Raw genomic sequence first — 26,492 nt, forward strand, 5'->3', positions numbered from 1 at the left:
ATGGCTGTTAAAAAAGCATTGGTGTTGAGTTGCCTGCTGGGTGCCAGTTTCCTGGCCCAGGCGGCCCCTGCCTCTTTTGTGGTGCAAGATATCCAGGTCGACGGTTTGCAACGGGTGACCCTGGGGGCCGCACTGTTGAACCTGCCGATCCGGGTCGGTGATACTGTCGACTCCGTGGCGCTGGCCAGTGCCATCAAGAAGCTTTACGCCTCGGGCAACTTTGAGGATGTGAAGGTTTACCGTGACGGCCAGGTGCTGCAGGTGATGGTCAAGGAGCGTCCGACCATCTCCAGCATCGAATTTTCTGGCAACAAGGATATCAAGGAAGAACAACTGACCCAGAGTCTGGAGTCTTCCGGTATCCGTGTCGGCGACCCGCTGGATCGCACCGTACTGACCTCCCTCGAAAAGGGGTTGGAAGATTTCTACTATGGCGTGGGTAAATACTCTGCCAAGGTCAAGGCCATTGTCACCCCGTTGCCGCGCAACCGGGTTGATCTGAAGTTTACCTTTGTCGAAGGTCAGGCTGCAAAAATCCAGCAGATCAACATCGTCGGCAATAGCGTCTTCCCGGAAGAGAAGCTGCTGGCCCAACTCTCCCTCCGTGACGAAGTACCCTGGTGGAACTTCACCGCCGATCAGCGTTACCAGAAGCAGAAGCTGGCCGGTGATATCGAAACGCTGCGCTCCTACTACATGGATCGCGGCTACATCCGCTTCCAGCAGGAGTCCACCCAGGTCTCCATGACCCCGGACAAGAAGGGAGTCTATGTCACCCTCAACATCAAGGAAGGGGATCAGTACAAGGTCTCCGGTGTCCAGCTCAAGGGCGACCTGATTGATCGCGGTGGCGAGATGAAGGGGTTGATCCCGATCGCTGCTGGCAGCACCTACTCCGCCAGCCAGGTGACTCACACCGAAGAAGTGCTCTCCAAGTTCCTTGGTCGTTACGGCTACGCCTATCCGAAAGTGGTCACCTTCCCGCAGGTCAATGACAAGACCAAGGAAGTTGAGCTGATCGTCAACGTAGAGCCTGGCCCCCGTGTCTATGTGCGCAACATCAACTTCAGCGGTAACGCCACCACTGAGGATCAGGTGCTGCGTCGCGAGATGCGCCAGATGGAGGGCACCTGGCTCTCCTCCGACAACATCGAACAGTCCAAGAGCCGCCTCAATCGCCTTGGCTACTTCGAGAGCGTCGAAGTGGACACCAAGCGGGTGCCGGGCAACGATGACCTGGTTGATCTCGACTTCAAGGTCAAGGAGCAGCCTGCAGGTTCCATCAACGCCGGTATCGGTTACGGTACCGAATCGGGTCTAAGCCTGCAGGCCGGGATCTCTCAGAATAACTTTATGGGGACCGGGAAGACGGTCTCCATCAACGCCAGTACCAACGACTACTCCAAGAACGTTGATCTGAGCTACAACGATCCCTACTTCACTGTGGACGGCGTTAGCCTGGGTGGGCGACTCTACTACAACCAGTTCCGTGCCGATGACGCCGATATCGTCGATTACGAGAACGAAACCATCGGTTTCCGTCTCTCCAGTGGCTTCCCGGTCAACGAGTTCAATCGACTTGACTTCAGTACCGGTATCGAGAGTACCAAACTGAGCCGCCCGTCGTTCAATGCCCAGAACTATCAGGAATGTCTGAAAGACAACCCGGATACCAATGGCAACACCTACTGCTGGGATCAGTGGAACGATAATCGCCAGTCGGTGCAGATGGATCAGTTCTGGAATATTTACTCCCAGGACGGCTCCAACCTCGACTTCGTCACCGTCGATATGACCGCAGGCTGGACCCGTTCCACCCTGAACAAGGGGATGTTCCCGACCTCTGGTGATCGTCAGCGTATCAACGCCAAGGTGACCGTGCCGGGCATGGAGTTGCAGTACTACAAGCTCTCCGCCGAAGATGCCCACTACTTCCCGCTTGATGCAGATCACAGCTGGGTAGTGATCGGCAAGGGGCGGGTCTCCTACGGCAATGGTTATGGTGATGACAGCATGCTGCCGTTTTTCGAGAACTACTATGCCGGTGGTTTCGATACGGTACGTGGCTTCAAGAGCAATACCATTGGTCCCAAGGCCATCTACAAAACTTACAACAAGCCGGGCTCTGGCAGCTGTACCGGCAATCAGCCATGCGAGACCGGTTATTACGAAGGTTCCGACACCTCGGTGGGTGGTAACGCACTGGCGGTGGCCTCGTTCGAACTGGTCTTCCCGACCCCGTTCGTCTCCGAGACCTATCGTCCGCAGATCCGGACCACGGCATTTGTTGATGCGGGTACCGTCTGGAGCACCGATTTTGCCAATGGTGCCTACCCCTGTGCTGCCGGTTCGGATTGCAACTATTTGAGTCAGGACTACTCCAATCCGGGTAATATCCGTGTCTCTGCAGGTGTCTCCTTGCAGTGGCTCTCACCGATGGGACCGCTGGTGTTCGCCCTGGCCAAGCCAATCAAGAAATACGAAGGGGATCGTACCGAAGTCTTCTCCTTCAACATCGGTCGTACTTTCTAAGCAGAATATCGCCCCCACCCATGCGGTGGGGGTCTTCAATGATGGGACGCGCGGTATGCGTGCCTCACCAGGTAACAAGACGGTGTCAATGCCGCTTGCATAATCGGGTAAATCAGGTAGCCCTCGCCATGAGGGAACAAGGAGTAAGTGTGAATAAAGCGTTGAAAGTAGCTGGTTTGAGCTTTGCACTGATGGCTGCCGGCATGGGTTCTGCCTTCGCTGAGACCAAGATCGCCGTGGTTGATATGGGCGAAGTCTTCCAAAAGCTGCCCCAGCGTGAAGCCGTTGCAGCCAAGCTGAAAGGCGAATTCGAGCCGCGCATGCGTGAGCTGCAGAAGCTGGAACAGGAAGGCCAGAAGCTGGTCGAGAAGTTCCGTAAGGATGAAGCCTTCATGAGCGCCGAGCAGAAGAAGCAGAACCAGGAGAAACTGGCCAAGCTGCAGATGGAGTTCAATCAGAAGCGTCAAGCCTTTGAGCAGGACAACGGCCGCCGTCAGTCCGAAGAACGCAACAAGATCCTGACCAAAGTGCAGGCTGCCATCGATTCCATCGCCAAGAGCAATGGTTACGATCTGGTGCTGGAGCGCAATGCCGCCCCGTATGCCGCCAGCAAGCTGGACATCTCCGGCCAGGTTATTTCTCAGGTAAGCAAGAGCAACTAATTGATGGCATTCACTCTCGCACAGCTGGCCCAGCAACTGGGGGCCCAGGTCCATGGCGACGGAACCCTGGAAATCCGCAAGGTAGCGACACTGGAAAAGGCCGGGGAGGGTGAGATTACCTTCCTGTCCAACAAGAAGTACCGCTCTTATCTGGAGCAGAGCAAGGCGACTGCCGTGCTCATCACAGAGGCGGATCTCCCTTTCTGTCCCACCAATGCGCTGGTGCTCAAGGATCCCTACGTGGGTTTTGCCCGGGTAGCCCAACTGCTGGACACCACCCCGCAGCCGGCCATGGATATCCATCCGAGTGCCGTCATCGCGGCTGACGTGCAACTGGGCGAGAGAGTGGCCATCGGCGCCAATGCGGTGATCGAATCCGGTGTCGTGCTGGGTGATGATGTACGCATTGGCCCGGGCTGTTTTGTTGGCAAAAATACCCGGCTGGGAGCGCGCTCCCGGCTGTGGGCCAACGTCACCCTCTATCACAATGTTACCATGGGCACCGACTGTCTGGTTCAATCCGGCACAGTGATCGGCGCCGATGGTTTCGGTTATGCCAATGAACGTGGCGAGTGGATCAAGATCCCCCAGCTCGGCGGCGTGACCATTGGCAACCGGGTCGAGATCGGTGCCTGCACCACCATTGACCGCGGTGCGCTGGAGGATACCCGCATCGCTGACAACGTCATCATCGACAATCAGTGCCAGATCGCCCACAACGTTGAGATCGGCTACGGCACCGCCGTGGCGGGCTCCACCGTGATGGCTGGTAGTCTCAAGGTCGGCAAATACTGTATCATTGGCGGCGCTTCCGTCTTTAACGGGCATATGGAGATCTGCGACCAGGCCACCGTCACCGGTATGGCCATGGTGATGCGACCCATTACCGAGCCCGGTGTCTACTCTTCCGGCATCCCTCTGCAAACCAATAAAGAGTGGCGCAAGACCGCCGCCCGGGTGATGCGTATCGAAGAGATGCACAAGCGGTTAAGCAAGCTTGAGAAGAAGCTGGATCAAGAATAATCACGATTGGTATAGGGTACTGTTTTGACTACTGAAAAGAAGAGCCTGGGTATCCAGGAAATCATGGATCTGCTGCCCCACCGTTATCCGTTTCTGATGGTGGATCGTGTCGACGACTACGAGATCAGCGATGAGCGCAAAACCCTGCGTGCCATCAAGAACGTCTCGTTCAACGAGCCGATCTTCCAGGGGCACTTCCCGGCCAAGCCGGTGTTCCCGGGCGTACTGATCCTGGAAGCGATGGCACAGGCCACCGGTATCCTGGCCTTTACCATGGTGGGCAAGCCGTCTCCCAACGAACTCTACTATTTTGCCTCAATCGACAATGCTCGCTTCAAGCGTCCAGTCGGCCCCGGTGACCAGCTGGTGCTCGACGTGGAGTTCCTGAAAGAGCGTCGCGGTATTGCCAAGTTCACCGGAGTCGCTACCGTCGACGGTGAAGTGGTCTGTACCGCCGAGCTGATGTGCGCCAAACGCGAGGTTTAACACACGTGATCGACCAGACTGCCATCATTCACGATACTGCCATCGTCCATGAGTCTGCCGTGATCGGTAAAGGGGTTGAAATCGGCCCCTTTTCTGTCATCGGCGCCGAGGTGGAAATCGGTGACAACACCTGGGTAGGTTCCCATGTGGTGATCAAGGGCCCGACCAAGATTGGTCGTGGCAACAAGATCTTCCAGCACACCTCCATCGGTGAGGATTGTCAGGACAAGAAGTACGCCGGTGAGCGCACCTTCCTCGAAATTGGCGACAACAACGTCATTCGCGAGAACTGCACCTTCCACCGTGGCACCATTCAGGATCAATCCCTGACCAAGGTGGGCAGCGGCAACCTGTTCATGGTCAACGTCCACGTTGCCCACGACTGCATCATCGGTGACAACTGCATCTTCGCCAACAACGCCACCCTGGCGGGTCACGTGGTGATAGGTGACTTCGTGATCTTTGGGGGGCTCTCCGCCATTCACCAGTTTGGTCGCGTCGGCTCCCACGCCTTCGTCGGTGGCTGCGCCGCCCTCAACAAGGACGTGCCGCCCTATGTGATGGCCGCAGGCAACTACGCCAAGCCGTTCGGGGTCAACTCCGAAGGGCTGCGTCGCCGTGGTTTCAGCGCCGAGGCTATCTCTGCTGTCAAGCGCGCCTACAAAGAGATCTTCCGCTCTGGCAAGACCATCGAAGAGGTGCTGCCGGTGCTGATCGATATGGCGCAAGCCGAACCGGCCGTCCAGCTCTATGTTGACTTCCTCAAAGACAACGAGCGCGGGATCATCCGTGCCTGATCCGGTTCGCATCGGTATCGTCGCCGGAGAAGTATCCGGCGACATTCTGGCTGCCGGCCTGGTGCGGGAGCTGCAAGCCCGCTACCCGGACGCGCAGTTTGAAGGGATCGCCGGGCCGCGCATGCAGGCGCTGGGCGTCAAGGCGCTGTTCGAGATGGAAGAGCTCTCCGTCATGGGGATCACCGAGGTGCTTGGCCGTCTGCCGCGTATTCTCAAGGTCCGTCGCGAACTGCTGCGTCACTTTATTGCCAATCCGCCCGATATCTTCATCGGCGTGGATGCACCGGATTTCAATATCGGAGTGGAGCTGAAACTGCGCCGCGCCGGTATCAAGACGGTTCACTATGTCAGCCCCTCGGTGTGGGCCTGGCGCCAGAACCGCATTCACAAGATCAAGGCCGCTACCGACATGGTGCTCGCCTTCCTGCCCTTCGAGAAAGCTTTCTACGACCGCTTCGACGCCCCTTGCCGTTTTGTCGGTCATACCATGGCGGACGATATTCCATTGGTGCCGGATCAGGCCGCCGTGCGTCGCAATCTCGGTATCGATGCCAATCGCCGCTGGCTGGCGGTGCTGCCGGGCAGCCGCACCGCAGAAGTGGGCTTTATGTCCCCCCTGTTTCTCGAGGCCTGCAAGCACCTGACGGTGCGCTATCCGGATCTCGGTTTCATCGTGCCGCTGGTCAACCAGAAACGGCGCGAGCAATTCATGGCCATCAAGGCCGAGCTGGCGCCGGATCTCGAGATGGTGCTGCTGGAAGGGCAGGGGCGCGAGGCGATGATCGCTGCCGACGTGGTGATGCTGGCCTCTGGCACCGCGGCGCTCGAAGCCATGCTGGTGAAAAAGCCGATGGTGGTGGGCTACAAGCTCAAGCCCTTCAGCTACTGGCTGGCACAGCGACTGGTGAAGACTGAATTTGTCTCTCTGCCCAACCTGCTCGCGGGTCGCATGCTGGTGCCGGAACTGATCCAGCACGAGTGCACCCCGGAGAATCTGGTGGAAGAGGTGAGCAAGTACTTCGAGCACGACAACAGTGTGCTGGTCAACACCTTCACCGAGCTGCACCAGCTGATCCGCTGTAATGCCGACTCGCAGGCCGCCGACGCGGTGGTGGATCTGCTCGGCAGATAACACTATTTCGGACCGTCGATTGCGCCGTGCTACCCGTTAATCCGTTTTCCGAGTGGTGATGTCGCGCCAGTCGACCCCTGTCAGGCCCCACGGGGCCTGTTTTGATTCAAGGCTACAAGATGATGATCGATATTCCTGACGACAAGCTGGTTGCCGGTGTGGATGAAGTGGGTCGCGGCCCGCTGGTGGGTGACGTGGTCACCGCCGCGGTCATTCTCGATCCCGCCAACCCGATTGTCGGACTGGCTGACTCCAAGAAGCTCTCCGAGAAGAAACGGCTGGCGCTATTTGACGAGATCAAAGAGAAAGCGCTCGCTTGGGCTATCGGTCGCGCCACTCCGGAAGAGATCGACGAGCTCAACATCCTGCATGCCACCATGCTGGCGATGCAGCGCGCCGTGGCGGGGTTGAAGGTCACCCCCGAGCTGGTCTTTATCGATGGCAACCGCTGCCCGGCGCTGCCGATGGAAGCGCGCGCCGTGGTCAAGGGCGATAGTCTGGTGGCCGCCATCAGCGCCGCCTCGATCCTCGCCAAGGTGACCCGCGACGGCGAGATGACCGAGTTGGACAGCCGTCATCCCGAGTATGGTTTTGCCCGCCACAAGGGTTATCCGACTGCGGAGCACCTCGCCATTCTGGCCGAGCGTGGCCCGCTGCCCGAATATCGCAAGAGCTTCAAACCGGTGCGCCGCGCACTGGGGATCGAGTAGACCATGCCATTTAGTTTGAGCAGCGAGAGGAGATGACGATGGCTGAACCCCGTTTTATCCACCTGCGAGTCCACTCCGACTTCTCCATGGTCGATGGCCTGCAGAAGATCAACCCCATCGTCGGGGCTGCAGCGGCCAACAACATGCCGGCGTTGGCGCTGACCGATCAGATGAACATGTGCGGTCTGGTGCGCTTCTATGGTGCTGCCCACGGCAAGGGGATCAAACCCATCGTCGGTGCCGACTTCTGGGTGCAGAGCGACGAGCTTGGCGACGAGCAGTTCCGCCTCACTCTGCTCGCTATGGACAACGACGGCTACCAGAACATCACCCTGCTTATCTCTCGCGGCTACCAGCGCGGCCACGTGCAGGGGCGCCCGGTTATCGACAAAAGCTGGCTCGCCGAGCATGCCAAGGGGGTGATCGTCCTCTCCGGCGGTCGTGAAGGGGATGTGGGCAAGTTCCTGCTCAAGGGTAACCGGCAGATGACCGAGCAGTGCCTCGCCTTCTACCAGACCCATTTCCCCGATGCCTACTACCTCGAGCTGCTGCGTACCGGTCGACCCGACGAAGAGGTCTATCTGCACATGGCAGTGGCCATTGCTACCGAGTTCGAGCTGCCAGTGGTCGCCACCAACGAGGTGGTGTTCCTTAACGCCGATGACTTCGACGCCCACGAGATCCGGGTGGCCATCCACGATGGCTATACCCTGATGGACAAACGCCGTCCCCGTCGCTACAGCCCCCAGCAGTACCTGCGCAGTCAGGAGGAAATGGCGGAGCTGTTTGCCGATATCCCCGAAGCGCTGGAAAACACGGTGGAGATCGCCAAGCGCTGCAACGTGACGGTGCGTCTCGGCGAATACTTCCTGCCCAACTTCCCGACCGGCGACATGACTACCGAAGATTTTCTGGTGGCCAAGTCGAAAGAGGGTCTGGAGGAGCGTCTCGAGTTCCTGTTCCCGGATCCGGCAGTGCGGGCCGAGCGTCGTCCCGAGTATGACGAGCGTCTCGACATCGAGCTGAAAGTGATCAACCAGATGGGCTTCCCGGGTTACTTCCTCATCGTGATGGAGTTTATCCAGTGGTCCAAGGACAACGGCATTCCCGTTGGTCCGGGCCGGGGCTCGGGTGCGGGTTCTCTGGTGGCGTACGCCCTCAAGATCACCGACCTCGATCCGCTGGAATTTGACCTGCTGTTCGAACGTTTCCTGAACCCGGAGCGGGTATCCATGCCCGACTTCGACGTCGACTTCTGTATGGATCGACGGGATGAAGTGATCGAGCACGTCTCCGAGATGTATGGCCGGGAGGCGGTGTCCCAGATCATCACCTTCGGCAGCATGGCGGCCAAGGCGGTGGTGCGAGACGTTGGCCGGGTGCTGGGCCACGCTTACGGCTTTGTCGATCGCATCTCCAAGCTGATCCCGCCGGATCCGGGGATGACGCTGGCCAAGGCGTTCGAGGCCGAGCCCAAGCTACCCGAGCTTTACGAGCAGGATGAGGAGGTCAAAGACCTCATCGACATGGCCCGCCGCCTTGAAGGGGTGGTGCGCAACGCTGGTAAACACGCCGGTGGCGTGGTGATCGCGCCTACCAAGATCACCGACTTTGCGCCGCTCTACTGCGATGACGAAGGCCATCACCCGGTCACCCAGTTCGACAAGAACGATGTGGAATACGCCGGTCTGGTGAAGTTCGACTTCCTCGGTCTGCGAACGCTCACCATCATCGACTGGGCGCTCGGCATGATAAACCCGCGTCTTGCCAAAGAGGGCAAGCCGCCGGTGGACATCGCCGCCATCCCCATCGATGACAAGAAGTCGTTTGACCTGCTGCAGCGCTACGAGACCACAGCGGTATTCCAGCTGGAATCCCGCGGCATGAAGGATCTCATCAAGCGGCTGCGCCCCGACTGCTTCGAAGATATGATCGCACTGGTGGCCCTGTTCCGACCGGGCCCGCTCCAGTCAGGCATGGTGGATAACTTCATCGACCGCAAACACGGTAATGAAGCGATCTCCTATCCGGACGAGAAGTGGCAGCACGAGAGCCTGAAACCGATTCTTGAACCGACCTACGGCATCATCCTCTATCAGGAGCAGGTGATGCAGATTGCCCAGACCCTGGCAGGCTATACGCTGGGTGGCGCGGACATGTTGCGCCGGGCGATGGGTAAGAAAAAGCCCGAGGAGATGGCCAAGCAGCGGGCCGGTTTCGAGGAGGGCGCCATCAAGAATGGCGTCGACGGCGAGCTGGCGATGAAGATCTTCGATCTGGTGGAGAAGTTTGCCGGCTACGGCTTCAACAAATCCCACTCCGCCGCCTATGCGCTGGTCTCCTACCAGACCCTCTGGCTCAAGGCCCACTTCCCGGCCGAGTTCATGGCAGCGGTGATGACCGCCGATATGGACAACACCGACAAGATCGTAACCCTGGTGGACGAGTGCCAGCGGATGGGGCTGACGGTGATCCCGCCGGATGTGAACACCGGTCGCTATCGCTTCTCGGTCAACGAAGATGGTCATATCGTCTACGGCATCGGGGCGGTGAAGGGGGTCGGTGAAGGCCCCATCGATGCGATCTTGATCGCCCGGGATCAGGACGGCCCGTTCCGCGACCTGTTCGACTTCTGCAACCGGGTCGACATCAAGAAGCTTAACAAGCGGGTGATGGAGAAGCTTATTCTCTCCGGCGCCATGGACCGGCTCGGCCCACACCGTGCCGCCTTGATGGCGACGCTGGAGGAGGCGATGCGTGCCGCCGAGCAGCACGCCAAGGCGCAGGCGGTGGGGCAGGTCGACATGTTTGGCGTGCTGACCGAAGAGATTGACGACGTCAAGAAGGCGTTTGCCAACGTGCCACACTGGCCTGACAAGGTGTGGCTGGAAGGGGAGCGCGAGACCCTCGGGCTCTATCTCACCGGTCACCCCATCAACCAGTACAGCGGCGAACTGCGTCGTTATACGTCGGGCCGGTTGTGCGATCTGCACCCCACCTCCCGCGATACCGTGACCACGGCGGCTGGGCTGGTGATTGCCGCCCGCAGCATGGTGACCAAGCGTGGCAACAAAATGGGGATCTTCACCCTGGACGACCGTTCCGGTCGCCTCGATGTGACCCTGTTCAGTGAAGCGCTGGAAAAATATGAAGAATTGATGCAAAAAGACCGCATTTTGGTGGTTTCTGGACAGGTCAGCTTTGATGACTTCTCCGGTGGCCTTAAAATGTCGGCCCGGGAATTACTGGATATCAATGATGCGAGGGAGCGTTTTGCCAGAGCAATCCGCATCTCCCTCGATGAACAGCGTATCGATGATCGCTTTTTTCCGCGTTTGTGCGAGATTTTGGAGCCCGCCCGTGCCGGAGTCTGTCCGGTTCAGGTAAACTATCGTCGCCCCGGTTCCCGGGTGCGATTGACGCTCGGTACCGAGTGGCGGGTGACGCCCACCGATCAACTGTTAGATGACTTGCGCGTCCTGCTTGGACGAGAGCGGGTCGAGTTGGTTTTTGATTAGAGGTTCTAAGGCCCTATGAGTCTTTTTCTGGATTTTGAACAGCCGATTGCCGAGTTGCAGGCGCAGATTGATGAGCTCAAACATGTGAGTGAAGGCAATCACGCCGTGGATCTGAAAGACGAGATCCGCCGGCTGGAGAAGAAAAACGAAGAGCTGACCAAGAAGATCTTCGGTGATCTGGGGGCCTGGCAGGTATCCCAGATGGCGCGTCATCCCCAGCGCCCTTACACCCTCGATTATATCGAGCAGATCTTCACCGATTTCGACGAGCTGGCCGGTGATCGTGCCTATGCCGATGACAAGGCTATCGTCGGCGGTATTGCCCGTCTCGACGGCGAGCCGGTGATGGTGATTGGTCACCAGAAGGGTCGCGAGACCAAAGAGAAGATCAAGCGTAACTTCGGCATGCCGCGTCCGGAAGGGTACCGCAAGGCCCTGCGTCTGATGGAGATGGCCGAGCGTTTCAAGATGCCGATCATCACCTTTATCGACACCCCGGGCGCTTACCCCGGCGTCGGTGCCGAAGAGCGTGGCCAGTCCGAAGCGATTGCCCGCAACCTGAAAGTCATGGCCGGCCTGACCGTGCCGGTGGTCTGCACCGTAATCGGTGAAGGCGGCTCAGGTGGTGCGCTGGCTATCGGCGTGGGTGACCGCGTCAACATGCTGCAGTATTCCACCTACTCTGTCATCTCGCCGGAAGGGTGTGCCTCCATCCTGTGGAAGAGCGCCGAGAAGGCTTCTGTGGCTGCTGAAGCGATGGGTATCACTGCCCAGCGTTTGAAAGAGCTGAAACTCATCGACAACATCGTCGAAGAGCCGCTCGGCGGTGCCCACCGCGATGTGGAAAAGATGGCTAAAAACCTCAAGGCCCGCATCAAGCAGGATCTGGACGTTCTGCGTCCGCTTGATACCGAACAACTGCTGGAGCAGCGCTACCAGCGTCTGCTGGGCTACGGCTACTGCTAAGCTCGCAATCGTGAATCCCGAGATCCAGGCCCCCGTCATCGACGGGGGCTTTTTATTGCGGTTGATCTGCCATTCAGATGAGTGCCCCAACGCGCCCTGGAATGGCGCAGTTCAGTCTTCGCGAGTGAGGTGCATGGTTGGTATGCCATGCTGTTGGTGATGGCTGCCAGTAGCCTACAGCATCCTTTGGCATCGCTGGCGATGGCATGACAAGCCACGTGATCATCCGATTGCGGCATAAAAAAGCGCCCCGGATGTACGGGGCGCTTTTACAGGTATTAGGCAGTCTTACAGCTCAATGTCGTCTGTCAGACCCTCGTAGGCGATATCAATGGATTGCAGCTCCTTCTGCAAACGGTGCTTGTCTTTCAGCGCTTCGATCTCGCGCCATTTACGTTTTTTTCCCGTTGTCCCGCGGCTACGTGAACCGAGTTCAACTACCTCGTCATAATCGAAGTTGAACATTTCCATGGCTCCCTCCTTGGCTTTTATCGTTTTCACCACCCGTATAACATAACGAATCTGAAATTAAAACGTTTTCGTGACGACTCTATGACAGCGCTAAAAAAGCCCATGAAAAAAACCGGGCCCTTTGGTAGGGGCCCGGTTTTTTTCATAAAAATTAATCGATTACAGGCGGCTTGCCAGCATGGTTTCCAGCTTGCCCTGGTCGATGGCAAACATGCGGATACCTTCGCCCAGCTTCTCGTGAGCCATGGCGTCCTGGTTCAGTTCCCAGCGGAATTCGGCTTCGGTCATAGGGGTCGGTTTGGCCTTGCGCTCACCGGTGTAGTCCAGTTTGCGTACCACGGCGCCTTCGCTCTTGCTCAGCTCTTCCAGCAGGGCCGGACCAATGGTCAGGCGGTCGCAACCGGCCAGTTCCAGGATCTCGCCGGTGTTGCGGAAGCTGGCGCCCATCACCACGGTCGGGTAGTCGTGCTGCTTGTAGTAGTTGTAGATGGAGGTAACGGAGACCACGCCCGGATCTTCGCTGGCGGTGTAGTCACGGCCATTTTTGGCTTTGTACCAGTCGAGGATGCGGCCCACAAACGGGGAGATCAGGAAGGCACCGGCTTCGGCACAGGCACGGGCCTGGGCGAAGGAGAACAGCAGGGTCAGGTTGCACTGGATACCCTCTTTCTCCAGAACCTCGGCGGCACGGATCCCTTCCCAGGTGGAGGCCAGCTTGATCAGAATGCGGTCGTTGCTGATACCCGCTTCGTTGTAAAGACGGATCAGCTTGCGGGCCTTGGCGATGCTGGCTTCGGTATCGAAGGAGAGACGGGCATCCACTTCGGTAGAGATACGGCCCGGAACGATCTTCAGCACTTCCAGACCGATGTTGACGGCCAGCTTGTCGCCCGCGTCGATGATTTGCTGTGCCTTGTCCTGGCTCTGGGCTTTGGCCCACTTGATGGCGTCTTCGATCAGCGGAGCGTACTCGGGGATCTCGGAGGCCTTCAGAACCAGAGAGGGGTTGGTGGTGGCATCGATGGGCTGATAGCGTTTGATGGCTTCGATATCACCGGTGTCGGCAACAACAGTGGTCAGGGCTTTCAGCTGGGTTAATTTATCGGCCATAGCGAATATCATCTCTTAATGAGGGAGTAATCCCTGGGTTGCGGGCTTGAGACGGTGGTTCTGAAATAAAATTACAGGATCTTGGTGCCTCAGGCTCAGAAAAGCGCGATGGGGGCGGCCCATCGTCATTGCCTGCCTAATTAATACTGATGTGCTGCATCCTGCAATAGGGGCGCTTGGTTGTTAAACATTCAGGCTGTTGAGTCATCCCGTTTTATGGCGTGAAACTATATGATTAGTAAGGTTTTTTACATTTCCTTCCGACCTCGCTCCGGTTTGCTTTCAGCTGAACTTTTTTAGCCAATATCGATATTTGTGTCGTCGATCACATAAATTATCTCGCTACGCACTTGAAATTTAATTACAGCGAAAACGTTTGGCGAAATATCGCCGTTTGAAAGCTATTTCATGCAAGCGTTTGCGTTTCCGGATAGCTCATCAGGGATATATCAAAATGGTTCTCTTATGGGGCTTAATGGTGGCCTGTCTGATTGAATTATTGAGTTTGTTGAAAGTTTGCGATTTAAATGGAGCTTTATGGGCTTTTACCGTTCGTTTTTTGTGTCTCGCGTGACCGGGATCACTATTCCGGGCTCTCCCGCTGTGCTAGATTCCGCCCCTTTAGCGAAACGCTAATTAAACGACAGACAGAAAACGGTCAGCGCAGACTGGCCATGGATGTGAATAACAACGAGAGAATTATGGACACCTTGATTGCGATGCTAAACGACCTGATGTGGGGAGCCGTGCTCATCTACCTGCTCATCGGGGTCGGGATCTTTTTCACCTTCCGCCTGGGTTTTATCCAGATCCGTCACTTTGGCCACATGTTTTCCGTGCTGAAAAACAGCCGTAAATCGGACAACGCAGGCATCTCCTCCTTCCAGGCCCTCTGTACCAGCCTTGCCGCCCGAGTCGGCACCGGCAACCTGGCCGGTGTTGCTGTCGCTATCTATCTGGGTGGCCCCGGTGCCATCTTCTGGATGTGGCTGATTGCCTTTATCGGCATGGCGACCGCCTTCGTCGAAAGCACCCTGGCCCAGCTCTACAAGGTCAAGGATGAGGATGGCAACTACCGTGGTGGCCCAGCCTACTACATGGAGAAAGGCCTTGGCATGCGCTGGATGGGGGTGGTGTTCTCGCTCTGCCTGATCCTAGCATTTGGTCTGGTGTTCAACGCGGTGCAGGCCAACTCCATCAGTCTGGCGATGAAGGTGGCGTTTGGCATTCCTGACTGGGTCAGCGGTCTGGCGCTGGTGGCACTCTCCGGCCTGATTATCTTCGGCGGCATTCGTGGCATTGCCCGTTTTGCCGAGCTGGTGGTGCCCTTTATGGCGCTGGCCTACATCCTGCTGGCGCTGGTGATCGTGGCGATGAACATCACCGAGTTGCCCCATGTCTTCATGCTGATCATCAAGTCTGCCTTCGGGATTGAGCAGGCAGGCTCGGGTGCGCTGGGTTATGCCATCTCCCAGGCGATGATCAACGGTATCAAGCGCGGTCTCTTCTCCAACGAGGCGGGCATGGGCTCTGCGCCCAACGCCGCGGCGACAGCCACTCCCTATCCGCCGCACCCGGCCTCCCAGGGTTATGTGCAGATGCTGGGGGTCTTTATGGACACCATCGTAATCTGTAGCTGTACCGCCGCCATCATCCTGATGTCAGGTCAGTTTGAGCCGGGCTCCGGTGTGACCGGTGTCGAGCTGACCCAGCGTGCGCTCTCTTCCCAGATTGGCAGCGGTGGCAACATCTTTATCGCGGCAGCCATCTTCTTCTTCGCCTTCACCTCTATCGTGGCCAACTACTCCTATGCCGAAACCAATCTGGTGTTCCTCGAGCACAACCACAAGGGCGGCCTGATGCTGTTCCGGATGTTTGTGCTGGGTATGGTGATGTTCGGCTCTGTGGGCGAGTTACCCACTGTCTGGGCCATGGCGGATGTTTCCATGGGACTGATGGCCATCGTCAACCTGGTGGCGATCCTGCTGCTCTCCGGCGTCGCCATCAAGCTGGCGAAGGATTACAACGACCAGCTCAAGCTGGGCAAGGTGCCCACCTTTGATGCCAACAAGTACCCGGAGATCCGCTCCCAGCTGGAAGAGGGAATTTGGGACAATCCGACCAAAAAATAACAAGCGGTGAGTCAAACCTCTTGATTAAAACCTGAGGGGGGAGCCAGTGGCTCCCCCCTTTTTATGGCTTGCTCTTCTGCGGTTGATCCCAGAGCAGGGTGAGTTGTTTTATACGCAGTTGCAACTGGCGCCAGCAGCGCCTTTGTTGTCGGTCGCTGAAAGGGGCATAACGCCAGCGGCGATAGAGCCACGCACTCTTTAGCAGAGGATGGGCAAGGTCAGGACGCAGCCGCGCCAGTCGCTCGCACCATGCCCCCATGCTCTCGGCGGGCTGGGGTGAGTAGCCGCTGCGTTTGCCCCGTTTGAGCAGGGGCTGCCAGATGCGCCGCGCTGGCGGCAGGCGCGCGGGCAACAGCAGGGGCAGGCTCACCAGCAGGGCGACCAGCATCAGGCTCGCGAGGATCAACCAGGGAGTGTGCGCTGCCAGTGCAGGCCAGCGCAGACCGATTTGCTGCCAGAGCTGGCCCGCATCGTAACCAATCACCCAGCGACTCCACTGGTATTCGATATTGTTGCCCCACCAGCGCAGCTGATTGAGCAGGGCCCAGTTGCGATAACGTTGCAAAGCGAGGGGGTCGGCGGCGGTAAACTCGTCGCTCAGGGCCTCCCTCACGCCGTCTTCAATGCGCTCAGGTGCCACTGCCGCCGTGGGGTCGATTCGCCGCCATGAGCCCCCTTCATCGAGATACTCCACCCAGGCATGGGCATCGAACTGGTGTACCGCCAGATAGTTGCCCCTGGGATTCCATTCGCCGCCGAGATAACCGGTGACCAGTCGTGCAGGAATACCGGCAGCGCGCAGCACGAAAGCGGTCGCCATGGCGTAGTGGCCGCAAAAGCCCTGCTTTGTATCGAACAGGAATGCATCCACCCCGTCACTGCCAAGTCGTGGCGGGGTCAGGGTGTAGTAATAGGATTGGCTGCGAAACTGTGCGAGCAGGGCGGCGACCAGCTTGGCGCGTTCTGGATAGCGCACAGCCAGCCCTTGGCCGTGAGCTCGCGCTCTCGGGTTGCCCCCGGCTGGCAGTTGCAGGTTGCGCTGGGCGGCTTGGCTATCATCCTCGATCTGTGCTTCGCCGCGGCCAATGCGATAGCGTATCGCCATCTCGCTGCTCCCCTGCCGATAGAGGGTGTTGAGAGGCGTGAGCATTACCGGTCCCGCCAGCAGGTGCGGTTCGCTCAGAGCAAAGGCCCAGCGGTGGCGCTGGGGCTCGGCGATCACCTCGTAGCTCCCGGCGGGTAACGGACTATCTGCCAGTTGAGAGTTGGTCTGAGAAGAGGATGCCAGAAGGGGGAGCCCGGTTTGCACCGGCACTGTCTGCTGCCATGCCCTGACCTCGGGGCTCAGCAACCAGCGCTGGCCATCGAAAATTTCTTGGCGCATCACCGGAAAGTAGCGCTCGCGGGCCGGGGGCGGGCCATCGGCAAAGGTGACCCGAAAGGCCAGTTCCGAGGAGTTGACCAGTTCGCTGATATCGCCGGGGGCCAGCTCTTCCGAGAGCCCCGACAGGGCGCGGCTGGTGGTGGGCATCTGCCAGAGGGGCGGGAGCCTTGGCAGCAGCAGAAACAGAGTGATGAGCAGGGGAAGCGCCAGCAGCAGGGTACCACCCGCACTGCGCCAAGGCCGTTTCTGTTCGGGGGCGACGGCGGCCACCAGCGCGGTTACTGCCAGCCAGAGTGCTACTGTCATTCCGGCCGTCCAGCCGATGCTTTGGCGTTGTACCAGCGCCAGCGCGATGAGGAAGAAGGCGAGCTGTAGCACCTGCTCGATATCCCGCTCGCGCCGCACTTCGATCATCTTCAGGCTATAGCCGATCCAGAGCAGATTGATCAGGGCGGGCAGGGTGCCCAATGTGCGCCACTGCAACCCCAGCAACAGCACAGTAGTGATGGCCAGCAGCGCCAACCAGCGGGCAGGCAGGGGCGGCCAGCCGCGCCACAGCATCATGGCCCGGACGCCGAGGGTCATGGCGCCTACTGCCATCACCCAGAGCTGCAACTGTGGCCAGAGCGCCGCGACCAGCAGCAGCTGTTGCAGGGCGATGAGTGGTAACAGGCGGCGGTTATCGAGCAGCATCGGGCGTGCTCTTCGGTGGTGTTGCATCGAATTGGGCCAGTGCCAGCAGGCAGCGCTGCACAAAGGCGGCGCCGCTATCGGGTCCCAGCGTCTGGTTTGCCAGTGTTAGGGTAAAGGGGATGCCCCGCTTGCCGTAATCTGCGCACCACCAGGCCAGCACTGCCAGCCGCTGCTCCAGATCCCCACCCGCGATCCGCTGCAAGGTGAGGTGAGTGTCATCCTGCTGTGGCTCATGGAACTGTTTGGTCAGCAGGCCGCGCCCCTGGGCAAGTTGCTTCCAGGCGACCCGGCTCAGTGGTTCACCGGCCTGATGTGTTCGCAGGGTATCAAAGTCACCGAGAGTGGCCGGAGCGGGTTGGCCCTGATGCCCCTCGTTTGGGGTCGCATGTTCCCCTCTTAGCGCGCCGAATGCTGGTTTGGGAGAGAGCCAGCCTTCCAGTTGCAAGTCCAGCAGGGACCAGCAGCGAAACAGGCCGAGAGGGTAGCGGCTCTCGACCCGCAATCGACCAAGGTGCAATGGCCCGCGGCGCGAGCCCGATACGGGTAGGATAACTGTGCTGGGCACAGCGTCGACCTGTGCCAGCCAGAGGGTGCCTTCGTTGAGGCTAAACCGGAGCGCCTGCACCGGGCGCGGGCTCTGCACCAAGATACGGATAGGCAGCTGGCTACCCGCTTCCCCCAGCACCAGCGGGCCACCCAGCAGCTCCAGCCCCAGCAGGTTGCGGTGGGTGAGCCACATGGCGGCCATAAACAGGCTGCCAAGGCAGTAGGCCACCAGCAGTACCAGATTGTTCTGATAGTTGGTGCCGAGCAGATAGATGGCGAGCAGCACCAGCAGATAGAGCAGCCCCATGCGGGTGGGGAGGATAAAGAGGCTGCGGGTACCCAGCGTGATCTGGCGGGCCGGGGGAATGCGACGGTCGAGCCAGCGTCGTTGCCAGCGAGCTCGCCACAGCTGCCAACGGTCAAACAATTTGCTCATCAGGGATTGTCCGGATCGACCCGGGCCAGCAATCGCTGGCTAAGGGGACAGGCTTCGCCGTGCTGTACGCCAAAGCTGCCCCGCAGCCGATGCTCGGCCACATAGGGGAAGACTGCCTGCACATCCTCCACCGTGACAAAGCGCCGCCCCGCCACCAGCGCCCAGGCCCGGCTCACCGCCAGCAAGGTCTGGGCTGCCCGGGGGGAGAGGGGCTGTGGCAGCTCCCCATCAAAGCGGCTCTGGTGCACCAGCGCCAGCAGGTAGTCGAGGGTGGCATCGGAAACATGGATAGCATCACCTTCCGCTTGCAGGGCAGCCAGCTCGGCGGCATTCAGCATGGCGGGCAACGGGTCAGTCGGCTGGTTGCCGCGCAGCAACTGGCGCTCCGCCTCTCGTGGCGGAAAACCCAGCGAGAGTCGCACGGCGAAGCGGTCGAGCTGGGATTCCGGCAGCGGATAGGTGCCCGCCTGATCCGCCGGATTCTGGGTGGCGATGACGAAAAATGGAATGGGGAGTGGGTGCGTGTGGCCCTCGATGCTCACCTTGCCCTCGGCCATCGCCTCCAGCAGGGCGCTCTGCACCTTGGGGCTGGCACGGTTGATCTCGTCCGCCAGCAGTACCTGGGTGAAGATGGGGCCGGGGTGAAAGCGAAATGTTTGCTGCTGGGAGTCAAAGATCTGCAACCCCAGCAGGTCGGCGGGGAGCAGATCGGCGGTGAACTGCATCCGCCTGCATGCCAGCCCCAGTACCTGTGCCAGCGCGTGGGCCAGGGTGGTCTTGCCCATACCGGGCAGATCCTCGATCAGCAGATGACCGCGCGCCAGCAGGGTCACCAGCGCGATTTTTAGTTGCAGCGGCTTGCCCAGAATGACTTGCTCCAGTGTCGCCAGCAGCCCGGCAATCTGCTCTTCTCTCTTCATTCCCTTCATACACATTCCCTGTATTGCGTCGCACCTACAGCTTATACGCCCGCAAGGGTGAAGGCGGATAACTGACGGGCGGTAAAGTGCAGCGCAGGGATGGCAATGAGCGGGAGGTGACGCGGTTTATTAGTGAGTCTGCTCGATTCAATATGGCCGCCCAGGCACGTAACTCAATACAATATTTCCTGATTGGAATGTACCGATCGCCATCTCTTCACTAGGTGAGAGCGGTTGGCGCCCATATAGTTGCCCCATTGCGACGCGCTGCGTTGCTGCCTTTGTGGCCATCTTGGCCCCGCCACTGTTCGCCTGTCGCTGTCATCTTGCAGGTATCGGCAGGGCCATCTGTTATGGAGCACCCATGTCTGTTTTCCTGTTGTGCACTTTTCTGATGATTATCCTCTATCCGGTCGGGATCGATCTCTATCTGGTCGCCGTGCCCCGGATTGCCGATACCCTGCAGGCGAGCGAGGTGCAGATCCACACCGCCTTCTCCATCTATCTGTTTGGCATGGCGGCCACCGTGCTGCTGGGTGGGATGATTGCCGATCGCTTCGGGCGGCGCTGGGTGGTGCTCGGAGGCGCCCTGATTTTTGTCCTTGCCTCGCTGGTGGCGGGTCATGCCGAAGGGATCACCCAGTTCTACCTCGGCCGTTTCTGGCAGGGGGTCGGGGCCGGGGCGCTCTATATCATGACCTTTACCGTCCTGCGGGATGTGTTTAGTCAGGAGCGGCTGGCGATGGCACTTTCAATGATTAACGGGGTCATCTGCGTGATCCCGGTGCTGGCGCCGGTGCTCGGTTACCTCATCTTGTCGCATTTTGACTGGCGCGGGATCTTCGTGGCGATGGCGCTGGTGGCGGCCGTCAGCGGTCTGGTCAACCTGTTGTTACTCAAGGAGACCCGCCCGACCCGGAAAGCGGAGAGTGGCGCTGTGTCGCCTTTTTCCCTGCTGCGCTCTCCGCGCTTTATGTTGCTCTCCCTGCTGACCAGTGCCAGCGTGACCGCCATTTTGGTCTATGTCAGCGTCTCGCCGCTGATCCTGATGAAGGAGTTTGGCTTCACCACCGAGCAGTACTCGATCGTGATGATGGTTATGGCCGGGGTGAGCATGTCCACCTCCTTCCTGACGCCGCTGCTGTTGCGCTGGTTGGACAAGCAGAAGGTGCTGGGTGTATCCCATCTGGCTTATCTATTGGCGGCGTGTTTCCTGCTTGGGAGCTGGCAGTTGGGGGGCAATATCCACCTGCTGCTGCCGGGATTTGCGCTGGTCTGTGTCGGGTTTTCCTGCGGCTTCGGGGTAGCGATGGGGGAGGCGCTCGATGGTTGTCAGCGCAATGTGGCGTTTGCCAGCGCCGTGCTCTGCATCATGCAGATCAGCCTTTCCGGCCTCTACATCTGGCTGTTGGGTCAACTTGGCTTTGCTCCAACCGAGATGCTGACTTATGCCCTGTTGCTGGCACTGCTCAGTTATCTGGCGGTTAAAGGGCTGGTACCATGGCTCGCGCTTCGTGAAGCGCGGTCGCAGGGCTGATGGAAGATGAGAGGGGATATGCGCAATCTGGGTGAGCTCGATTTAAACCTGTTGGTGGTTTTCAAGTACCTGATGCAGGAGCGCAGTGTGGCAGGGGCTGCCAAAAAGCTCTGTGTCACTCCGTCGGCGGTGAGCAAGTCTCTGGCCAAATTGCGGGAGTGGTTTGACGATCCCCTGTTTGTGCGGGTGCGGCAGGGGTTGCAGCCCACCAACCTCTCCCTGACTCTGGAGGAGGAGCTGAAGGTCTGGTTCCAGCTCACCGACAGCATCACCTCGCTCAATAGCGAGGCGATCCCCGACGGTGCCCGCTTCACGTTGGTGATGGAGTCCCCCTTCTACATCAGCTTCCTGAGCGATCTGCCCATGACCATCTACCAGAAGTACCCCAACTCGGTGGTCAGGATGCTGGGGTGGGATCACCACTCCCTCAACGACATCGTCAATGGCGATGCGGATCTCGGCTTCTGCGCCCGCGAGACCCATGGCCGCTCCCAAGCCAAGGTCAATCGGTTGCCCTACTACATCGATCATGAGGAGTTGTTCACCGATCGCCCGGTGGTGTTCCTGCGCAAGGATCACCCGCTGCTGGAGCAGAAGTGGTCGCTGGAGAACTTTTTGGTCTGCCCCCAGATCAGCATGGTGTGGGAAGCGAACGATACCTGGGCCCTCGACAGTCTGCTGGAGGACGAGGGGCTGAAGCGGGAGGTGCCCATCATGGTCTCCAGCTTCGAGCAGGCGCTGCATATTGCCTCCCAGTCGAGCCATGAGCTGATTGCGGTGGCGCCCTCTTACTGTGGTGGTTATGCCTGTCGGCATCACGGCAATCTGATCGCTATGCCGCTGCCGTTACCCGAAAAGCTCTACGCCCAGCTGGAGATCGCCTTCATCCTGCTGTGGCACAAACGGCACAATCAGGATGCCAAGGTGATGTGGCTGCGCAACGAGATCCGGCGACTCTACAACGACGAATCGCCACGCTAATGTGGCCGTGACGGTGCCCATCGATCAGCCGGAGCCATCTGCTCCGGCTTTTTGTTGTCGTATCGCCCGGATGAGTGGGCTTTTGCACGACTTAAGTGCCGAGTTCGGGTTCAAGCTGTGTGCCATTCAACTCTCTTCATGCACAGATTGGCCTTGGTTGCACGTCTCGAGTGAAGCTCTTTTCACGAAAAAAATTCATGTGGTTTCATTAGAAAACTTCACTAATGGTCACTTTTAAAGTGTGATCGACCATTAAGTTCCTGTATTTGCAGTGATATAGCATGACCCACCTTGGAATGGCGGGGTTAGATAGCGCCTGCGTAGGGGGACTGCCAGTGGAGCACGGAGTTAGCCAGCCCCACAGGTCGTCTGTGGCCGTATCATGCTCCGGCTATCTGGCCACCAGCCATGAGTGACGGAGCAGAGGGGAATAAGCATCAAGGTTGATAAACCGGCTTGAGTGAAGGGATGCAGCAAAAGTAGCGCCTGGCGCCGGTAATCGCATAGCGCGATGTTGTTCACCATCCCCCGATAACCCGTAATTGAAACCGGCTAGATGAAAAACACCTTCATCGAACGGGTTGCGTACGCCCGAAAATAGCCAGATTGGCAGGCTGATTGCGCTTACCGTTATGGCAATGACGGACAAAAAATAGTGCGGTAGCTACCACCAGATGAATAAAAATAAATCTCAGCAAAGGCAGCTTAATATGCATCCAGCAACAGCATCCACAGGGTTGTTACAACAACCAAAACCCTTCTTCATGATATTTTTCGTCGAACTCTGGGAGCGCTTCGGTTATTACGGCGTGCAGGGGATCCTGGCGGTCTTCTTTGTACAGCAACTGGGATTTTCCCAAGAGCAATCCTTTATTACCTTCGGCGCCTTCTCGGCACTGGTATATGGTTTGATTTCGGTCGGTGGCTATGTCGGCGACCATGTGCTCGGCACCAAGCGCACCATGGTGCTCGGGGCTATCGTGTTGGTGGTCGGTTATTTTATGACCGGTCTGTCGATCTACAATCCCGACCTGATTTTCTATGCGCTGGGCACCATTGCAGTTGGTAACTGTCTGTTCAAGGCCAATCCGGCCAGCCTGCTGTCAAAATGCTACCAGCCAAAAGATCCGCGGCTGGATGGGGCTTTTACCCTGTTCTATATGTCGATCAATATAGGCTCCCTTATTTCCCTCTCGCTCGCGCCAGTGATTGCCGATCACTACGGCTATACCGTGACCTATAACCTGTGCGGGGTGGGGTTGATTATTGCGCTGCTCACCTTCTTTGCCTGCCGCAATATGGTCAAGGATATTGGCTCCGAGCCGGATCACCTGCCGCTCAATTACAGCAAGTTGCTGCTGGTAATCGCAGGCTCGGTGGTTATGGTCTTCTTCTGTGCCTGGCTGATGCACCACGTGGTGATCGCCAACATGGTGTTGATGACGGTGACCATCGCCGTGGTGATTTTCTTCTTCCGCGAGGCATTCAGGCTTGACACAGTGGGTCGCAACAAGATGTATGTGGCCTTCGTGCTAATGCTGGAGGCGGTGCTCTTCTATGTGCTTTACGCCCAGATGCCGACTTCACTGAACTTCTTTGCCATCAACAACATGCATCACGAGATGCTGGGCATGAGCGTCAACCCGGTCAGCTTCCAGGCGCTCAACCCCTTCTGGGTGGTGGTGGGCAGTCCGGTACTCGCGATGATTTATACCCGGATGGGCAGCAAGGGGCGGGATCTCACCATGCCGCTCAAGTTCACCCTCGGGATGTTCTTCTGCTCGCTGGGATTTCTGACGGCGGCGGCATCCGGCTGGTGGTTTGCCGATGAGCAGGGGCTGACCTCCCCCTGGTTTATGGTGCTTATCTACCTGTTCCAGAGTCTGGGAGAGCTGATGATCAGTGCGCTGGGACTGGCGATGGTCGCCGCGCTGGTGCCACAACGCCTGATGGGCTTCATTCTCGGAATGTGGTTCCTGACTCAGGCGATGGCGTCCCTGCTGGGGGGCTATGTGGCGACCTTTACCGCCGTGCCGCAAGGGATGACGGATCCGCTGCAAACCTTACCGATCTACACCGGCGTGTTTGGCAAGATCGGGATGGCGACCCTGCTGATTGCGGTGGTGATGGGGCTGATGGTGCCCTGGCTGAACCGGATGATGAATGCGAGCCCTGAGGCCGAAGGGCTGGTTGCGGGACAATCACAAGCGTAATGAGGGGATAGTGCGAGACAAGGCAAGGGCGGCGACCCTTGCCTTGCTGTTGATGGCTTAGTTGTACTGCTCTTCCATCCAGGCTTCGACGATCAGCTGCGCCGATACGCCGTCCACGCTGCCTTTTTCCAGTGCGCGATAGCCGCCTCGCTCAAACAGCCGGGCGCGGGCATCAGTGGTGGTGAGCCGCTCATCCTTGAACTCCACCGGCTTGCCGAAACGGCCATGCAGCCGGTTGCCGAATTTGCGGGCCCGTACCGTGATCTCCTGATCGGTGCCATCCATGTTCAGCGGCAGACCGACCACCAGCAGGTCCGGTTGCCACTCCTTGAGCAGCTTCTCGATTTCGTCCCAGTTGGGGATGCCGTCGTTGGCCTTGAGGGCGCGCAGAGGCTGGGCTGTGCCAGTCAGCTCCTGACCGATGGCGACGCCAATGCTCTTGGTGCCATAGTCAAAGCCCATGATGCTGCGTGATGACATAACTGATAAATCCTCGAAATAGAGAGCGGAGCGGGCCAGCCGATCAGCTGTGGCCGATATCGCTGGAGAGGTGAACCGGGTTCACCCCTATGCTGGCGGCAGCTTGCTGCCAACGTTTGTGAATGGGGGTCTTGAACACCAGAGCCGGATTGGGAGGGATCACCAGCCAGGCGCCATCCACCAGCTCCTGCTCCAGCTGCCCGGCGCTCCAGCCGGCATAGCCAAGGGCCACCAGCCAATGGGCAGGAGCCTCGCTCGTACCCAGGGTTTCCAGAATATCCTTGGAGGTGGTCACCATCATCTCATCCCCCACCTGCAGGGTGGAGTTGAAACCGGGGCGGAAGCTGTGCAGCACGAAGCCGCGATCGGCATGAACCGGCCCTCCTTGCAACACCGGTTGCTTGAGCTCCGGACTGGCGGGTGGGTTCAGTTTGAGCTGGGTCAGCATGGTTTCCAGCGACATCTCGACCGGAATGTTGACCACCAGCCCCATGGCGCCCTCTTCGTTGTGCTCGCACAGATAGACCAGCGAGCGCTCGAAATAGGGATCCGTCAGGCTTGGCATGGCAAGCAGGAAGTGATTTTGCAGTGTTTGCATAGAGGCCAAATAGTGCAAAGGTATTTGAGGTCAATTATGGCAGTTGATCCCCATGGGAAAAACCGCTTTTTGGGGCTGGGTGAGATCCCGCCCCTTGCCGGATTGCCTTGAAACAGAGAGGGGGGCGCCAGCCCTCCCTCTCTGTTTCCGGGCTTGTCAGGGGCTGGTTACCCCCTGAACAGGCCGGTTAGCCTGCCCAGCGATTATTTGCCCAGCCGACGCTCGATGGCATCCATCAACATGCCGGTGATGTGCACATCGAAGGCCGCTTCAATCTCGCGAATGCAGGTCGGGCTGGTGACGTTAATCTCGGTCAGCCGATCGCCGATGATGTCTAGGCCGACGAAGATGAGGCCTTTCTCTTTGAGGGTCGGGCCTACCGCGCGGGCGATGGCCCAGTCCGCTTCGCTCAGGGGACGGGCTTCACCACGGCCACCGGCCGCCAGATTGCCACGGGTCTCCCCTTGCGCCGGAATACGGGCGAGGCAGTAGGGAACCGGTTCACCGTCCACCACCAGTACCCGCTTGTCGCCATCCTTGATGGCGGGCAGATAGGTCTGGGCCATGCAGTATTGGCTGCCGTGGGCAGTCAGGGTCTCGATAATCACGCCGACGTTGGCGTCATCTTCCTTCATGCGGAAGATGGAGGCGCCGCCCATGCCGTCCAAGGGCTTCAAGATCACGTCTTTGTGCTTGGCGTGGAAGGCGCGCAGCTTGTCGGCGCGGCGGGTCACCAGCGTGGTCGGGGTGTGCTCGGCAAACCAGGCGGTGTAGAGCTTCTCGTTGGCGTCACGCAGGCTCTGCGGCTTGTTGATGATAAGGCAACCCTCATCCTCGGCCCGCTCCAGCATGTAGGTGGCGTAGATAAATTCGGTGTCGAACGGCGGATCCTTGCGCATCAGGATCACATCGAGGTTGGAGAGGGGCTGATCCACCACCTCGCCCAGCGTGTACCAGTCGGCATAGTCATATTTGACGGTGAGCGGGCGCATGGTGCCAAAGGCGCGACCAGCTTCCATGTAGAGATCCTTCATCTCCAGATAGAAGAGCTCATAGCCGCGCTTTTGCGCCTCTTCGAGCATGGCAAAGCTGGAATCTTTCTTGATGTTGATGGCCGAGATGGGGTCCATCACGATGCCGAGTTTAATGGTCATCCGAATATCCT

21 protein-coding genes are annotated in these 26,492 nt (G+C 58.7%); 13 read left to right on the top strand and 8 right to left on the bottom strand.

Annotated elements, in window-relative coordinates; genetic code table 11:
• The 9 genes from bamA (at position 1) to accA (ending at position 11,826) form a co-directional block, all read left to right on the top strand.
• On the top strand, positions 1–2,532 hold the full coding sequence (gene bamA / locus G5149_RS14385; RefSeq protein ID WP_337072516.1) for an outer membrane protein assembly factor BamA: 2,532 nt from the start codon (positions 1–3) through the stop codon (positions 2,530–2,532).
• 149 nt (positions 2,533–2,681) lie between these two features.
• Positions 2,682–3,194, top strand: a complete 513-nt coding sequence (locus G5149_RS14390) for an OmpH family outer membrane protein (protein WP_005338563.1) — start codon at positions 2,682–2,684, stop codon at positions 3,192–3,194.
• A 3-nt stretch (positions 3,195–3,197) separates the two neighbouring features.
• Positions 3,198–4,217, top strand: coding sequence for a UDP-3-O-(3-hydroxymyristoyl)glucosamine N-acyltransferase (gene lpxD, locus G5149_RS14395; protein ID WP_005343790.1), 1,020 nt, complete (start codon positions 3,198–3,200; stop codon positions 4,215–4,217).
• 24 nt (positions 4,218–4,241) lie between these two features.
• Positions 4,242–4,703 carry a 3-hydroxyacyl-ACP dehydratase FabZ gene (gene fabZ, locus G5149_RS14400; protein WP_005338559.1) on the top strand — a complete coding sequence of 154 codons (462 nt, stop codon included), beginning with the start codon at positions 4,242–4,244 and terminating at the stop codon, positions 4,701–4,703.
• A 5-nt stretch (positions 4,704–4,708) separates the two neighbouring features.
• A complete protein-coding gene (gene lpxA, locus G5149_RS14405; RefSeq protein WP_216979323.1) occupies positions 4,709–5,500 on the top strand; it encodes an acyl-ACP--UDP-N-acetylglucosamine O-acyltransferase in 792 nt (263 codons plus the stop codon).
• Positions 5,493–6,632: a lipid-A-disaccharide synthase gene (gene lpxB, locus G5149_RS14410; protein WP_216979322.1), complete on the top strand. Its 1,140-nt coding sequence runs from the start codon at positions 5,493–5,495 to the stop codon at positions 6,630–6,632. Before lpxA ends, lpxB begins: the two co-directional genes overlap by 8 nt.
• A 119-nt stretch (positions 6,633–6,751) precedes the next feature.
• Positions 6,752–7,342: a ribonuclease HII gene (gene rnhB / locus G5149_RS14415; RefSeq protein WP_120414974.1), complete on the top strand. Its 591-nt coding sequence runs from the start codon at positions 6,752–6,754 to the stop codon at positions 7,340–7,342.
• 38 nt (positions 7,343–7,380) lie between these two features.
• Positions 7,381–10,860, top strand: coding sequence for a DNA polymerase III subunit alpha (dnaE, locus tag G5149_RS14420; protein ID WP_421212733.1), 3,480 nt, complete (start codon positions 7,381–7,383; stop codon positions 10,858–10,860).
• A gap of 15 nt (positions 10,861–10,875) precedes the next feature.
• Positions 10,876–11,826, top strand: coding sequence for an acetyl-CoA carboxylase carboxyl transferase subunit alpha (gene accA, locus G5149_RS14425; RefSeq protein WP_421212735.1), 951 nt, complete (start codon positions 10,876–10,878; stop codon positions 11,824–11,826).
• Between the two features lie 288 nt (positions 11,827–12,114).
• On the opposite strand, the gene G5149_RS14430 is transcribed toward accA, so the two are convergent.
• Positions 12,115–12,297 carry a DUF3545 family protein gene (locus G5149_RS14430; RefSeq protein WP_005343802.1) on the bottom strand — a complete coding sequence of 61 codons (183 nt, stop codon included), beginning with the start codon at positions 12,295–12,297 and terminating at the stop codon, positions 12,115–12,117.
• Positions 12,298–12,456: 159 nt separating this feature from the next.
• Positions 12,457–13,407, bottom strand: coding sequence for a transaldolase (tal, locus tag G5149_RS14435; protein WP_005343804.1), 951 nt, complete (start codon positions 13,405–13,407; stop codon positions 12,457–12,459).
• A gap of 701 nt (positions 13,408–14,108) precedes the next feature.
• Between tal and G5149_RS14440 the strand changes: the two genes are divergently transcribed.
• Entirely contained in the window at positions 14,109–15,539 is a 1,431-nt protein-coding gene (locus G5149_RS14440; protein WP_041234090.1) for an alanine/glycine:cation symporter family protein, read from the top strand.
• 61 nt (positions 15,540–15,600) lie between these two features.
• Here G5149_RS14440 and G5149_RS14445 read toward each other — a convergent pair whose 3' ends face one another.
• Genes G5149_RS14445 through G5149_RS14455 form a run of 3 tightly spaced genes read right to left on the bottom strand, consistent with a single transcriptional unit; the run spans position 15,601 to position 19,527 of the window.
• On the bottom strand, positions 15,601–17,616 hold the full coding sequence (locus tag G5149_RS14445) for a transglutaminase TgpA family protein (RefSeq protein WP_421212737.1): 2,016 nt from the start codon (positions 17,614–17,616) through the stop codon (positions 15,601–15,603).
• Positions 17,603–18,598, bottom strand: coding sequence for a DUF58 domain-containing protein (locus G5149_RS14450; protein WP_421212739.1), 996 nt, complete (start codon positions 18,596–18,598; stop codon positions 17,603–17,605). The genes G5149_RS14445 and G5149_RS14450 overlap by 14 nt, the downstream gene beginning before the upstream one ends.
• Entirely contained in the window at positions 18,598–19,527 is a 930-nt protein-coding gene (locus G5149_RS14455) for an AAA family ATPase (RefSeq protein WP_421212741.1), read from the bottom strand. The genes G5149_RS14450 and G5149_RS14455 overlap by 1 nt, the downstream gene beginning before the upstream one ends.
• 355 nt (positions 19,528–19,882) lie before the next feature.
• Between G5149_RS14455 and G5149_RS14460 the strand changes: the two genes are divergently transcribed.
• The 3 genes from G5149_RS14460 (at position 19,883) to dtpB (ending at position 24,249) form a co-directional block, all read left to right on the top strand.
• A complete protein-coding gene (locus G5149_RS14460) occupies positions 19,883–21,055 on the top strand; it encodes an MFS transporter (RefSeq protein ID WP_421212743.1) in 1,173 nt (390 codons plus the stop codon).
• An 18-nt stretch (positions 21,056–21,073) separates the two neighbouring features.
• The gene (yidZ, locus tag G5149_RS14465) at positions 21,074–22,036 is read left to right on the top strand and encodes an HTH-type transcriptional regulator YidZ (protein ID WP_421212745.1); all 963 of its coding nucleotides are present in this window, start codon (positions 21,074–21,076) and stop codon (positions 22,034–22,036) included.
• A gap of 710 nt (positions 22,037–22,746) precedes the next feature.
• On the top strand, positions 22,747–24,249 hold the full coding sequence (gene dtpB, locus G5149_RS14470; protein WP_421212747.1) for a dipeptide/tripeptide permease DtpB: 1,503 nt from the start codon (positions 22,747–22,749) through the stop codon (positions 24,247–24,249).
• Between the two features lie 57 nt (positions 24,250–24,306).
• On the opposite strand, the gene ruvX is transcribed toward dtpB, so the two are convergent.
• The 3 genes from ruvX to gshB all read right to left on the bottom strand — a co-directional run bounded on the left by ruvX (position 24,307) and on the right by gshB (position 26,481).
• The gene (gene ruvX, locus G5149_RS14475; RefSeq protein WP_005343821.1) at positions 24,307–24,729 is read right to left on the bottom strand and encodes a Holliday junction resolvase RuvX; all 423 of its coding nucleotides are present in this window, start codon (positions 24,727–24,729) and stop codon (positions 24,307–24,309) included.
• A 43-nt stretch (positions 24,730–24,772) separates the two neighbouring features.
• Positions 24,773–25,327, bottom strand: a complete 555-nt coding sequence (locus G5149_RS14480) for a YqgE/AlgH family protein (protein ID WP_421212749.1) — start codon at positions 25,325–25,327, stop codon at positions 24,773–24,775.
• 203 nt (positions 25,328–25,530) lie between these two features.
• Complete coding sequence (gshB, locus tag G5149_RS14485) at positions 25,531–26,481, bottom strand: glutathione synthase (RefSeq protein WP_421212750.1); 951 nt, start codon at positions 26,479–26,481, stop codon at positions 25,531–25,533.
• Positions 26,482–26,492: the final 11 nt, after the last annotated feature.

The organism is Aeromonas sp. 600479 (assembly GCF_049175515.1).
In the GTDB taxonomy this organism is placed as follows: Bacteria; Pseudomonadota; Gammaproteobacteria; order Enterobacterales; family Aeromonadaceae; genus Aeromonas; species Aeromonas veronii_A.

Bases quoted from the DNA above. Each gene is read 5' to 3' on its own strand.
- bamA (WP_337072516.1), top strand. From the start codon at position 1: ATGGCTGTTAAAAAAGCATTGGTGTTGAGTTGCCTGCTGGGTGCCAGT.
- lpxD (WP_005343790.1), top strand. From the start codon at position 3,198: ATGGCATTCACTCTCGCACAGCTGGCCCAGCAACTGGGGGCCCAGGTC.
- rnhB (WP_120414974.1), top strand. From the start codon at position 6,752: ATGATGATCGATATTCCTGACGACAAGCTGGTTGCCGGTGTGGATGAA.
- dnaE (WP_421212733.1), top strand. From the start codon at position 7,381: ATGGCTGAACCCCGTTTTATCCACCTGCGAGTCCACTCCGACTTCTCC.
- accA (WP_421212735.1), top strand. From the start codon at position 10,876: ATGAGTCTTTTTCTGGATTTTGAACAGCCGATTGCCGAGTTGCAGGCG.
- G5149_RS14430 (WP_005343802.1), bottom strand. From the start codon at position 12,297: ATGGAAATGTTCAACTTCGATTATGACGAGGTAGTTGAACTCGGTTCA.
- tal (WP_005343804.1), bottom strand. From the start codon at position 13,407: ATGGCCGATAAATTAACCCAGCTGAAAGCCCTGACCACTGTTGTTGCC.
- G5149_RS14440 (WP_041234090.1), top strand. From the start codon at position 14,109: ATGGACACCTTGATTGCGATGCTAAACGACCTGATGTGGGGAGCCGTG.
- G5149_RS14445 (WP_421212737.1), bottom strand. From the start codon at position 17,616: ATGCTGCTCGATAACCGCCGCCTGTTACCACTCATCGCCCTGCAACAG.
- G5149_RS14450 (WP_421212739.1), bottom strand. From the start codon at position 18,598: ATGAGCAAATTGTTTGACCGTTGGCAGCTGTGGCGAGCTCGCTGGCAA.
- G5149_RS14455 (WP_421212741.1), bottom strand. From the start codon at position 19,527: ATGAAGGGAATGAAGAGAGAAGAGCAGATTGCCGGGCTGCTGGCGACA.
- G5149_RS14460 (WP_421212743.1), top strand. From the start codon at position 19,883: ATGTCTGTTTTCCTGTTGTGCACTTTTCTGATGATTATCCTCTATCCG.
- yidZ (WP_421212745.1), top strand. From the start codon at position 21,074: ATGCGCAATCTGGGTGAGCTCGATTTAAACCTGTTGGTGGTTTTCAAG.
- dtpB (WP_421212747.1), top strand. From the start codon at position 22,747: ATGCATCCAGCAACAGCATCCACAGGGTTGTTACAACAACCAAAACCC.
- ruvX (WP_005343821.1), bottom strand. From the start codon at position 24,729: ATGTCATCACGCAGCATCATGGGCTTTGACTATGGCACCAAGAGCATT.
- G5149_RS14480 (WP_421212749.1), bottom strand. From the start codon at position 25,327: ATGCAAACACTGCAAAATCACTTCCTGCTTGCCATGCCAAGCCTGACG.
- gshB (WP_421212750.1), bottom strand. From the start codon at position 26,481: ATGACCATTAAACTCGGCATCGTGATGGACCCCATCTCGGCCATCAAC.